The organism is cyanobacterium endosymbiont of Epithemia turgida isolate EtSB Lake Yunoko (assembly GCF_000829235.1).
GTDB lineage: Bacteria > Cyanobacteriota > Cyanobacteriia > Cyanobacteriales > Microcystaceae > Rippkaea.
Map to the genome: position 1 here is coordinate 196,003 of NZ_AP012549.1, position 13,613 is coordinate 209,615.

Below are 13,613 nucleotides of genomic sequence, written 5' to 3' on the forward strand. Positions count from 1 at the left end.
AATGATCCCTCCATTATCATTGAGGTAAATAAACGAATGTCCAAGACCAAATTACTACAACCTGATTTAGTTTTGGGAGATACTATTCTCGGTCTAACACCAGAAATTCTTACCTATTATCACATTCAAGGATTAGTCTTGGATGTAGACGAAACTTTGGTTTCCCTCCAACAGAGCCAAGTGTCCCAAGAACTTGAGCAATGGATAAAAACTATTAGACAAATCACTCCCATTTGGCTAGTTAGTAATAATTTAAGTGAAGGTCGCATTAAGAGAATTGCTAATACTTTAACCTTGCCTTATCTATTAAGAGCGGTAAAGCCTTCTCGACGCAAATTACGGCAGGCTGTCCAGGCAATGCAACTCCCAGTTAATGGTGTAGCTATGGTAGGTGATCGCTTATTTACTGATGTTTTAGCTGGTAATCGTTTAGGAATGTTTACCATCCTCGTCAAGCCTATAGCAGATACTGCTGTAGTTGATCGCTACTACCCAATTCACAATTTCGAAATCTGGCTGTCTCAAATTTTGGGGGTATCTCTGATAGTCCCAAAATTTGAATTTACTAAAAACGATCAATCTTTAAAACACTAGGCTAATTCTGAATAACTTGATTTACTACTTTAGGTTAACTTTTTTGAGGAGAATTTAATCCTACCATCCTCAACAAATACTAGCCCTTACTTTAAAAGCTCCAACAATAGTTTGATATGATACAACCAATATCAAAGTCTATTGTTTGAGAAGCTGTTTTTTTCCAAAAAACATATCCTGTGAGATACAACATCTACATCTTTATTTATAGCGTAACCAGATTTCATCTACAATCAAGGTAAACAAATCAATATTTACTGCTAGCAGGTTAAATATTTTAAATCAAACGGATCAGTGTCTCAGTTTTGTTATATTTTTTATCAAAGTACCTTTTTTTGTTTCCTTAATATTTATGAGGCAATTTTCATGCTTATTTTCAAATATTAAGTAAAATTTAAACATTTTTCAAAATTTTTATGTATAAAATAAAATATTTTTTTACTCTCGTAATAGGTTCTGTTTTTTTGTTAATCAAACACGTCTGTTCAACAGAACATACTTATCATTAAGTTATTGTGATGTTTAGTGAAAGTCTTCTAATTAAGATTTTTAAGTTACGGCTGTCGCAGTATTTTTCGATTTAATTGACTTTGATAGCCTGTTGGTCTCTGTGTCAATATTTGAGGGTAACTCATTGCCATTCCCCAACAAATATGTATGCTCTAATCTCTTTAATGAGAACTTGTGGTCATGTTCTCATTGAAGAGATTAAAGTTGTGGGATTTATAGCATCACATTAAGCTAATTTTAACTGTTAGCATCTTCTTTCGAATATTTTGGTAATGATGTAGGCGTAGAATAAATAAAGGACGAAGATTTATTTCCCGGATAGCCTTGATCATATTTATTGATGGATGGTTATCAGACTGTATATATATATTTCACATGATTATAGAAAGCCGATGTTGGTCATTTATAAAAGAGCTCTGTGATCAGAGATAAATTAAAACTTACAGAGACATTTAGTCAGATATCTCTATAGTAGATTGCTAACAGAAAAATTTTTTAACTTGTTAGTAAAGATTTTAATTCCTCAGTAGTTAAACGAGGTCCATAACTAGTAACAATACGAGAAGAAGCCCGTGAAGCAAGATCGCCTGCCTGGACATAGGTCATTCCGTGGGTGATCCCATAAAGAAATGCTCCCGCATACATATCTCCTGCACCAACGGTATCAATAGCCCGAACAGGATAAGGAGCAATTTCAACTAATATTTGACCATCAAAAACTAATGATCCCTTCGATCCACGGGTGATAGCAAACCCCTTAGCTATAGTTTTTAAATAAGCGATCATCTCGGAAAAATCTTTTGTATTAGATATTTTTACAGCTTCTGCTTCATTAGTAAAAATAAAATCTAACCCAGAGCCAATAATCTCTAATAGCTCATTTTTAAAAAACTCCACTATGTTTGGATCAGATAAGGAAAAAGTGGTTTTTACTCCTGAAGCTTCTGCAATTTCCCTAGCTTTCATAGCTGCTGCTTGAGCAGTTGAAGAAGTGACTAAATATCCTTCCAGGTAAAGATATTCAGAGTCAGAGATTGCTTCGAATACTAGTTCTTGTTCAGAAAAATTGCTCGAAATACCTAAAAATGTATTCATAGTGCGATCAGCATCAGGAGTTACCATAACTATGCATTTTCCGGTAGTTCCCTCTTCGCCATCGCCATTGTGTTCATTTGTATCTAACCCACACTTGCGTAGGTCTTCTAAATAAAATTTTCCTGCTTTATCTGCCGCCACTTTACAAGAATAAAACCCGTTACCACCGAATTGATTAATAGCTATCATGGTATTAGTAGCAGAGCCTCCACTACTTTGTTTACACGGTTGTCCATTGAGCTTCTTTATCAACTCCTCTTGAAAGACTTCATCTACAAGAGTCATGACACCTTTATCAATATTTAATCTCTGAAGTAATTCTGGTGAAACTTTAAATTCTATATCTACTAAAGCGTTACCAGCACCATAAACATGATATTTTTTCTGCATGAATGCTTTCTTGTCTTATGACAAACCTCTAAAATGTTTAATTATATTTTAGTCCAACATAGAGTATTCGCATTATAATTTTGGTCAGTTTAGCAATAAACAAGATTTAAGATAAACTACTAATTAAAGTAAAAAATAGCTATGTTTATAGAAAAAATTGATATAAATAGCTAAAATAATTAAATTTTTTTGATTATAGATTTATCAATATTTAAAGTTAATAAATCTATAATCAAAAAAATCATAACTAAGTTTAAATAACTCAAGTAAAACTTGAATTTTAAGTGTAAATAGATTTCACTATTAGGTTTTTATTTTATTACTGTAAAAATGATCTGAAATAGTTTAAATTTAAAGCTTAGTTTGATCGATGATAACAATCAATGAATAAGAAGTATATATATAGCTAAACAATAATTGTTTTTAGTTTAAAGGCGGATAACATTTAAAAAATAATTAAGCTATCCAAAATTAATTAACGTGATATTTTTTATTATTTTAAACAAAAAATTATTCAAATTATATTTATTTAGATAATAAACAGCTTAACTTGTGCGTATATAGTGTTTCCTGATAATTACTAATTTAATAATTGTAGTTATTTTGTCCTAAATTTATTGTGTAATTAGTTGATAAGATTTTTAAAATCTATAACTGAATCAATTGAAATATCACTAAATTAGAAGGATTTAATAAAAATTAAATACTGTCAGCTATTTTTAGTTACAGAAATTGTTTGTTCTTTGATAAAATAGTTTATTTGTTTACGGAAACTACAGTCATTTAATAGACTTACATAATGCTTTCTCTTCTTTATCTATGATTCAAAAACAAAGGAGAAAAAACAAATACCAAAATCCCTGCCTTTTCTCCCTATTTAAGTCTTAAGTGACTTAAGGCAAAATCCTGCTAATTTTAACTAGAAAATGCCTAAAATAATGTTATTGACTTATGGCCTGAACGTTGCTTTCTTTAGAGTTCGTTATTTGTTGTTTAAGTACTTCAAACGCTTTATTAAACTGGGGATCACCAAAACTTCCGATTCGCTCGCGATCTTGTTGAAGAGCTTTGCGTTCGTCGTTGCTCAATTCAAATATAACATCAGGGTCGATACCTTGTTTATTAATATCTCGACCATTGGGAGTGAGATACTTAGCGATGGTCACAGCTAACCCAGAACCATCTCCTAATCCCCGAACAGATTGCACTAAACCCTTACCAAAAGTCTGCGTTCCTACAATCATAGCGCGTCTATGATCTTGTAAAGCTCCTGACAAAATTTCACTGGCACTCGCTGAACCACCATCCACTAGCACCACTAGGGGTTTATCTGTTAAGGCACGATTACTAGCTCGTTGTTGCTCTTCTTGTCCACCACGGTTAACTGTTGAGACAATTTTTCCTTCATCAAGCCACATCCGAGCAATTTCAATGCTTGAATATAACAGTCCTCCAGGGTTGGAACGAAGGTCTAAAATATAACCGTTAACCTGTTCGGCTTCTAAATTTTTAATAGCCTCTCGCATTTCTTGACCAGCTTGACTACTAAATTGAGTCAGACGGATATAGCCAATTAACCCAATAGGAGTTTGTTGAGAACGAGAGCGAACAGGGTTTAGCTCTATGCGCGCCCTGACAAGGGAATAATCAGTTTCTTCAGCACTACGACGAATAGTTAAAGTTACTTCACTACCTGGTTTACCCCGAATTAACTTAACGGCATCTCCGACATCCATACCCTTAGTAATCTTGCCATTAATTTTTGTAATAACATCTTTAGATAAAATTCCGGCCTTAAATGCCGGAGTATTTTCAATTGGGGCAACTACCATCAATTCGTTAGTTTCTTCATCTTTAGTAATTTGAATACCTACTCCAGTTAATTCTCCTGAAGTATCAATTTGCATATTCTTGAATTCTTCAGGATCCATAAATCGAGTATATGGATCTTCAAGCCTTTCGAGCATTTCTCTAATCGCCTTATAAGCCTCCTTTTTATCTCCATAAGGACGCTTTAAATATTCCTGACGAATAGCTCGCCAATCTACCTGATTAAACGTTACGTCAACATAGGTCCGGTTAATTATCTGCCAGACTTCATCAACTAATTCTTTTGGATTATCTTGAAAAAAGGCTTGACTCTGGGAGAAGCGTAGTCCTCCACCTGTGACTGCAACCGCAGTTAGGACAGCCACAGTCGCGCTGAGAATTAGTCCGCGTTTTTTATTAACCATAAGCCTAGAATTTATGCAAAGATAAAAGGGTAAAGAGATTTTTACTAACTGAGTGTCAATTGTGATACTTAAACCTGATAGTCCAACTTGATATATCTTCTACTATTAAGTTGTTTAGTTCATAGGAACATACAGTTGGTTATTTTAAAATTAGAGTACTTTCCTCTAGTTATAACATTTTTTTAAAGCAGATACAGGCATCCTATGATGAATAACATGCCCATTGATATGAATTCTTTGAAAAGTAAGCGACAAACTTTACGTGTTCAGCGAAGATTCAAGGCATGGCAAAGTGTATGGCGTTTTTTAGCCCTTTTGGGAATGATGGGAGGATTAATTTGGATGCTTAGTTGGCCTCATTGGGTCATCAAAGATAAATCACAAATTAAGATTGTAGGAAATCAACTATTGTCTTCAGAGAAAATTCGGCAGCTTCTTAAACTATCTTATCCTCAATCTATCTGGCAACTCCCCCTTCATGAATTGACCCAACAATTGAAGGCAGAACCCCCATTGAAAGATATTCATCTTACTCGTCAACTTTTTCCAACCCAGATAACTGTTACCGTCAAAGAACGACAACCTATTGCTATGGGGACTTCTTCTCAAGGAGATGGCTATCTCGATGCCGCGGGGGTCTGGATTCCTAAGAAGTTCTATAAAAAAGATACGAAAATTGAAACAGAACAAGACCTCACGGTCCTCGGTTTTGAGCCTCAGTACCGTTCCTATTGGCTTGAAATATATCACCTAATTCTTCAGTCTCCTATCAACGTTATGGCAGTAGATTGGCGAGACCCAAGTAATCTGATTTTAAAAACTGAATTGGGAACTGTTTATTTTGGACCTTATGGCAATCGCTTTCGGGAACAATTGCGGATTTTGGCTAAAATGAGAGAAATTTCCTCGCATATTCCTCCAAACCGGGGTTTTTACTTAGATGTGACCAATCCTCGGTCTCCTTCAGTTCGTCTAGTGCCTTAGTATAAATTTGCTGCATTAATTACGTTAATTTTGAACTATTTATTTACTATTTTAAACTGTATTATTAAAGATTTCTCACTTGACTTTTAACAAAAACAATTATGCTTGTAGTATATAAGGGTTGAAAACTTCAGATTTTTAGGATATGAGATAGTATAAATTTACGTGATATAGTAAGTTTTATATTACATATAGGTGAATATTCAATTTATTATATATGTATACTAAATTATAATCTAATTAGCTATATTTGATAGTAATTAAACATACTGTTGTTTAATGATTTTTAATTATTCCTAATTACCCATTAATATAAAATGGATTCTCGTAAAAAATTAATGTCTAACAATTCGAGTTTCAGTGACACTAAATCTTCCGAAATGTCCAATACAGTAGACGATTGTGGTATTCATAATAATAATCTGTTCTTGTCTCAATTGAACGATCCTTCAGAATCCCTTATAGAAGACATCAGGAGCAACAGAATAGTGCCAAATAATGTGGCTAAAATAAAGGTCATTGGCGTTGGTGGTGGCGGATGTAATGCGGTTAACCGTATGGTTGAAAGTTCCTTGACTGGAATTGAGTTTTGGGCTATCAACACTGATGCTCAAGCTCTTTCTCAATCAGCAGCACCTCAACGTTTACAAATCGGACAAAAATTGACTAGAGGTCTAGGAGCTGGTGGAAATCCATCTATTGGGACTCAAGCTGCTGAAGAGTCTAGAGACGAAATCGCTCACGCTTTAGAAAATACCGACCTTGCTTTTATTACAGCTGGTATGGGTGGGGGAACTGGCACAGGAGCAGCTCCTATCGTTGCCGAGGTAGCAAAAGAAATGGGCTGTCTAACGGTAGGGGTTGTCACCCGTCCTTTTACCTTTGAAGGACGACGGCGTACTACTCAGGCAGCCGAAGGAGTCAATAATCTGCAAAATAACGTTGATACTCTCATTGTTATTCCTAATAACCAGTTACTACAAGTCATTCCTCCAGACACTCCTTTGCAAGAAGCATTTCTGACAGCCGATAATATTCTGCGACAGGGGGTACAAGGGATTTCGGATATTATTACAATTCCTGGTTTAGTTAATGTAGACTTCGCGGATGTTAGGGCAGTGATGGCTGACGCAGGATCAGCATTAATGGGACTAGGAACTGGTTCAGGGAAATCTCGTGCTAATGATGCGGCAGTACAGGCAATTTCTTCTCCTCTATTGGAACATTCGATTAAGGGAGCTAAAGGAGTTGTCTTTAATATTACTGGAGGCAGTGATCTCACCCTTCATGAAGTAACAACAGCTGCTGAAACTATTTTTGAGGTAGTTGATCCCGAGGCCAATATTATCTTTGGAGCGGTTATTGATTCAGTGTTACAAGGAGAAGTAATAATTACAGTCATTGCGACAGGTTTTAGTGGAGAATCTGACAATATAGCTTCAAAAACAGTAAAGAGTACTTCTGTGCGAAGAGTAAGCAACACTACAACTACCAAAGTTCTTGAGTCAGAATCTCCTAAACCCACAGGGTTAGATATTCCAGACTTTCTTCAACAACGTCGTTTTCCAAAACACTAGTTGATTAATAAGTATACTCGAAATAATTTTTATTAAAATCAATCTTATGAATAAGAGACTTTTTAAAATTTTGGTTTTCCTCATAACTTGATTTGAATAAAACATTAATCTAAGTATTTTTTGTTCAAGAAACTTACTACTATTACTAATCATTTGGTGTTAATTTTCTTTACTTTGATGCGTATTAAGCTCGTTTCAGAAGAAACCGCAAAGTAAATTCATGATAAATTAAAGTTTATAAAAAAATAAGTTTATATATTTATAAATTTTGTCAATCTTCAACTATAAAGTTTGTTTACTTAGTATTCTATAGGTTGATTTCACATCATATAGTTGGATACGGTTAAAAATTTTTTTGATAAAGAGAAAACATAAAATATATAATTATATTAATCTAAAATAAATAATAGTATTAAGTTGTCCAAATAGGAATATTCTGAAGTCCAGAGATATATAGGGTTTTATTTTAATTGGCTTCGATCTAAATAAAAGTTAATCAAAACCTATATATCTATATTAACTTTTTTAAGTTACAATATACGTAGAAAGTATTTTTTATTCAAAACCCTCTTGTTTTCTATAATGTGTTTTAAACTCTGATAAGAGTATCTAAACTTTTTTAAAGTAATACCATTCTCGTTAAGTTTAATTTTTTTTTCTAGCTAATGAGCAACTCTCGGCCCTGTATATATTTGCTAATATACTGATATATATTTTAATATATGAGCTAATTATTAAATAATTTGATTGGTTAACAAGGTTTTTTCTTCTTTATTTTAAATTCTTATTATTAATATTTTTGTCTATCTCTTCTTTTAATTTACTAAATTTTTTTGTATTTTTTTACTATAATCATAATCTATTACTACAGTGAATAAAATATTTTTGGGATTCCTTTCTAAAAAATTTTTAGAAGAAAGTGTTATCTTTTCAATTAGACGAAATTTTAACTTCCCATGTATTTATATTTTATTTTAAACAAACTAAAATATGAAGCTAAATAAAATTTTTTAACAATTTTTTGTATAAATCATTTCTTTCTTACTAAGAGTTAATGTTTTTATGATTAAATTGAGTAAAATTTAGTATTTACATAATTTTTTTTGATAATTATATTGTTATATATATAAGTTATATAAATAAACCTATTACTATCTTATTTAAGATATCAAGACCGGGAATGGTAATTTATCTAAATTGAGAGTCTCATTTATTAAACTAAATCGAGTATTTGATACTATAGGTATAAATTAAATTAAAATATTGCAGATATGATAACATCATATACATTAAAAATATGTATTTTAACAACTATATTATTGATAATAAAATTATGTGTATATATAAATATGTATATTAAGTATATCTAGAGAACTTAAAGTTTTAAAAATCTAAAATAGTGTAGTATTATTTTACATATTTTACTACTTAAATAATATTAGTTCACAGAATAGTTTCTAAAGTAATTATGTAGAATAAATAAACTTTCAGTCACAGAATGATAGTTTTAATCTCATTTTTTATTTATTAGGTTATTTTAGGTTAAAGTTAATAAAGACTAAAAATTTTATTTCTAATTAAGATAGAGTGTAAATATAATTATTTTTGCAATTTGATTAGGTTTTTAGATTAAATTATTAAAGTTCAAATTTAGTTTTTAGTTATTATAATATCTATCGATAATTTTATTTATATTAGATTTTATATATAAAATCTAATATCTATCTATTAATTTTTTATATATAAATAGAAATATAAAAAAATATTGTAATTTATACTTATAAATATATTTTTTTATCAGAAAATTATATACTTTACTATGTTTGTTTATTAACTTTTGATAAAAAATAGTAGCAATATTTATATTCAAAACTAATTTAAAATATCTAATTTACGCAATTTTAAATCTAAATTAAAACTAAAATATAAACTACCTAAATTAGTATTTAGGTAACAACTTATAACTATAATATACCTATTAATAGAGACTATTATATTAATAAATTACAACAAGATTTACATAAAATTTTACTTTATAAAACTATTTTTATAGTTTTATAAAGTCTCAATAAAGTTAATACACGATCAAATTTTTTTATTTTTAATAAAAATAAATTTAATATAAAATAAATAAAAAAATAATATCAATAATTATATATTAATAGCAGTATTTATTGAAGTATGATACTTCGAACAAAAAATATTATTTCAATATTTATCGAAGTATTTTATACTATTTTTATGAATTGCTATATAAAAAGTTTTTATATTAAATATTTAGGAATATTTTACTCATAAATTAATTATTTACTAGTCAACATTGAGCCAGTTTATGTTAGCTTAGATAGTCTACTCAATAAAAAAATGGTTTTGTAAAAACTATGAAAATTTCAGCTGAAGGAAACACAAATTCTCGCCAATTAGCTCTAGTAATTCTTAAAGAAATTGAACAACGGGGAGCTTATGCTGACATTGCCCTTAACCACGCTTTGAACCAAACTAATTTCAATCTAAATGATCGCGCTTTGGTCACGGAATTGGTCTACGGCATTGTCCGACGACGGCGTACTTTAGATACTTTAATTAATCAACTAGGCAAAAGATCTGCTCATCAACAACCCCCAAATCTTCGTTTAATACTACATCTTGGACTCTATCAATTGCGCTATCTTAATCATATTCCCTTATCAGCAGCCGTTAACACCAGTGTTGATCTAGCCAAAGAAAACCAATTACTTCCCCTTTCAGCGGTAGTTAATGGTATCCTGCGTCACTATATCCGTTTGAGTGAGACTAAAATTGATCCTCTAATCTTACCTGATCACCCTGTTGAAAAATTAGGTGTTCTCTATAGTTTTCCTAATGAAATTATCGAACTTTGGTTGCAGCAATTCGGGGAAAATACTACCGCCCAACTATGTGAATGGTTTAACCAATCTCCTCATCTTGATTTACGGATCAATCCTTTGACAACTACTCTAGAAACTGTTAAAGCACATTTGAAGCAAGCTAACATTAATGTGATGGGTCTAGAAAATATTTGTCAAGGATTAAGACTAATTGGTAAAACTGGAGATATTAAAAAATTACCAGGGTTTAAAGAAGGGTGGTGGACTGTACAAGACAGCAGTGCGCAATTAGTAACTCATTTACTTGATCCTCAACCTTCAGAAGTAATTATTGATGCTTGTGCTGCCCCTGGCGGAAAAACTACCCATATTGCTGAATTAATGCAAGATAAAGGGATAATTTTTGCTTGTGATCGCACTTCATCAAGATTAAATAAACTACAAGCCAATGCCCAACGATTACACCTAAAATCCATTAAAATCGTCACAGGAGATAGCCGTCAATTCAACCAATTCACTGCGATGGCTGATCGAGTTTTATTAGACGCTCCCTGTTCAGGACTAGGAACCTTGCATCGACATCCTGACATTCGTTGGCGACATAGTCCTGAAAAGGTCCGACAGCTATCGAAATTACAGCAAGAGTTATTAGAGAAAACGGCAACCTGGGTAAAACCTCAGGGAGTTTTAGTGTATGCTACTTGTACCCTTAATTGTTTAGAAAATGAATTAATTATTAAACAGTTTCTTGATACCCATACGAATTGGTACATCGAAGCACCATTAGCTCATTCGCCCTTGTGTAATTGGGTAACTTCATCAGGATGGATAAAAATTTTGCCCCATCAACATCAAATGGATGGCTTTTTTCTGGTGAAGTTAAAGAAAGGTTAATAGAACCTCCATGTGTTTGTTAAGTCCTTCATTATAGAAATAGGAAAAATTAGAAATAATTGAAATTAACCATGAAAAGTGTTCATAAAAAGAAACAACTCCTCAAGATTTTAATTGGTGCTGCTTGGATTGACGGATTAATCCAGAAAGAAGAACGAAATTATTTGAATAAGATGATAGCTGCTCAGGGTCTTGCCGATGATCAAGAGATTGCTACTCTTTTCTCTGAACTTAAGCCAGTTCAACCTAGTCAGTGTTATCAATGGTTAGAAGAATATTTAGGAGTTAATCCTACTACTAAAGATTATCAAAAGCTACTTGAGTCTATTAGTGGTTTAATTTACAGTGATGGTGATGTGCAGATGCAAGAAGCCCAATTGTTGACTAAATTACAATTGCTTAATCCGTCTCAGGATTCTTATAAATCTTCTTTTGAGAAGATATTAAAAATTGTTCAAAAATTATATAAAAAGGCTATTAGCTAAGAAATAATCAAGAGCAAAAACTATCGATCAATAATTTTATTGCCGATCATTAAATTAATTTATTGGCCATTAAAATAACAACCGCAGTCTATTCATTTTCATAAAGCCCTATTTGTGGATACGATGAGGTTAACAACTACACCCAATGATAACTGTTAATATTTAAGACTATAGTTGTTATTTAAAAACAATAATAAGTAAAGCCAATTTATCTTTTGTACTCTCTCTTGATTTCTAGACATAAAGATAAATTTTCTGTAGACGATTAGTCGAAAAATGAGTTAATAAATATAGTTTTAAGCACTTAGATTGATCAAATGTTTAATTTGATCAATCTAAGTGTTTGAGTTAATCGTTAATTATTTTAATACAAAAATATTGACGAAGTAAAATTTTATCAATTAGTTTGACTGACTTTTACTTCATCTTCTATTGAAGATAAGTAATTTCTTATATTTTTTGTTGATAGAGGTTTTTAAAAAGTCATTGAATAATAAATTTTTAATCTTTAGAGAATTTGCTAACTCAATTGCTGCATCAACTAAAAAACAATTTTATGATTGTCTATATTCTCTGGGGTTAACTTAAAAAACAAACAATTCACTACAATTGTTTATAACTAAATTTATTTTAAATTCTTAACACCATTATACAAGATTTTAGATACATCGAATCTAAGTCTTTATAAACTCGGTGCGCTCTACTACAAAACTGATGAAAAATCTCTATATAAATAAAAACAATAAAACTAATTTGTGTAATTTATTTTTGCCTAGGAAATAAGCTTCATAAAATGATTGCCGCTGACTAGATTAGGAGATATTTTTCACATTTGTAATATGTTAAATTGTTCAAAAGTCCGATATTTTAACGCATAAAAAGCAATTACAATAAGTAAAACTTTACCTATTTAAAAATAAAAATGTTGTTTATATTTTATAATGAATATTATTAATTTTTAAAATATAAACAATGTTGCCGTAATTTTTGAGATAAGTACTCTGACTTACAAAATACTTCGGTACGATATAATACTTTAGATCTAAAGTACTATATAGATAGTTATTTTCTTTTATTAGCAAAATATGGTGTCGTATAAAAATTTTAGAAGATAAACTGTTTGTACGACTACAAAAAAATTATCTCGAAAAAATTTATGCTATGCAATGAGAATTATTACCCTTATGGAGGACAAATTATCCTCCATAAGGGTAATAATTAAATTTTATTAATAAAAGAAGAGCTCTTTAATTTAACCTAAGATAAAAATATACTTCCTAAACTGTTATAATCACGTTATTCAACTGTTCGATATTTTGGAGACTTATTAAAAACTTACCTAAAGTTTAATGAATATTTATTTATCCTCTATAAATAATAGAATGAACGAAATCATGTAAGTCTTAACAGGTATCCCTACTATTTTTATTACTCTAACTTTTATTGTAGGAATTTATAATATGAATTTTGAATATATACCATAATTTTATTGGTGTTAAAATTATATTACTGGTCTAGGTTTAATAGCAACTGTTACGACAAGTTTATTATTTTACTTTTCCCTACGGGGATAGTTTTATTAATTTTATAGTCTTAACAAAACCCTAAATTAATTAATAGCAATAACCAATTAAGTAGATAAAATCATTACAGTTATATTTCTTTGCCAAATATTAGTACTTTCTTAAAATTTTCAGATAATACTAAGTTAGACAAACCCAAAGAAATCTCAAATAGAAAAGTAGCTACTAAAGTAAAAACATTATATAATTGTATTATTATAAGAAATTTAACAAGCATAATCAAAAGAGCAAAAAATATTAAAATTAACTAGTAATCTATAAATTAATACCATAACAATAACAAAAGCAGAAATCTTATATTTAAGTATTCTAGAATAGAAAATCAGAAAAATTGTAGGCAAAATAAAATATTTAAAATATATATTTATAAAAATAATTTATAGATAGATTATCTAGAAAAGAGAAGCATTATAGAAGT

General features: G+C 30.5%; 7 protein-coding genes. 5 read left to right on the plus strand and 2 right to left on the minus strand.

Annotated features, from left to right (window positions below; genetic code table 11):
• Positions 1–36: 36 nt before the first annotated feature.
• On the plus strand, positions 37–594 hold the full coding sequence (locus ETSB_RS00570) for a YqeG family HAD IIIA-type phosphatase (RefSeq protein WP_044105648.1): 558 nt from the start codon (positions 37–39) through the stop codon (positions 592–594).
• A 1,005-nt stretch (positions 595–1,599) separates the two neighbouring features.
• Here the strand turns inward: ETSB_RS00570 and ETSB_RS00575 are convergent.
• Together ETSB_RS00575 and ctpC are read right to left on the minus strand one after the other, a co-directional pair.
• Entirely contained in the window at positions 1,600–2,589 is a 990-nt protein-coding gene (locus tag ETSB_RS00575; protein WP_044105650.1) for an adenosine kinase, read from the minus strand.
• A gap of 941 nt (positions 2,590–3,530) precedes the next feature.
• Positions 3,531–4,823, minus strand: coding sequence for a carboxyl-terminal processing protease CtpC (ctpC, locus tag ETSB_RS00580; protein ID WP_044105651.1), 1,293 nt, complete (start codon positions 4,821–4,823; stop codon positions 3,531–3,533).
• Between the two features lie 216 nt (positions 4,824–5,039).
• Here ctpC and ETSB_RS00585 point away from each other — a divergent pair, with 216 nt between their 5' ends.
• The 4 genes from ETSB_RS00585 to ETSB_RS00600 all read left to right on the plus strand — a co-directional run bounded on the left by ETSB_RS00585 (position 5,040) and on the right by ETSB_RS00600 (position 11,612).
• Complete coding sequence (locus tag ETSB_RS00585; protein WP_232509824.1) at positions 5,040–5,807, plus strand: cell division protein FtsQ/DivIB; 768 nt, start codon at positions 5,040–5,042, stop codon at positions 5,805–5,807.
• A gap of 317 nt (positions 5,808–6,124) precedes the next feature.
• Complete coding sequence (gene ftsZ / locus ETSB_RS00590; RefSeq protein WP_044105656.1) at positions 6,125–7,384, plus strand: cell division protein FtsZ; 1,260 nt, start codon at positions 6,125–6,127, stop codon at positions 7,382–7,384.
• 2,381 nt (positions 7,385–9,765) lie between these two features.
• The gene (locus ETSB_RS00595) at positions 9,766–11,127 is read left to right on the plus strand and encodes a 16S rRNA (cytosine(967)-C(5))-methyltransferase (RefSeq protein WP_044105658.1); all 1,362 of its coding nucleotides are present in this window, start codon (positions 9,766–9,768) and stop codon (positions 11,125–11,127) included.
• Positions 11,128–11,198: 71 nt separating this feature from the next.
• Complete coding sequence (locus ETSB_RS00600; RefSeq protein ID WP_044105659.1) at positions 11,199–11,612, plus strand: tellurite resistance TerB family protein; 414 nt, start codon at positions 11,199–11,201, stop codon at positions 11,610–11,612.
• The last annotated feature ends 2,001 nt before the right edge of the window (positions 11,613–13,613 follow it).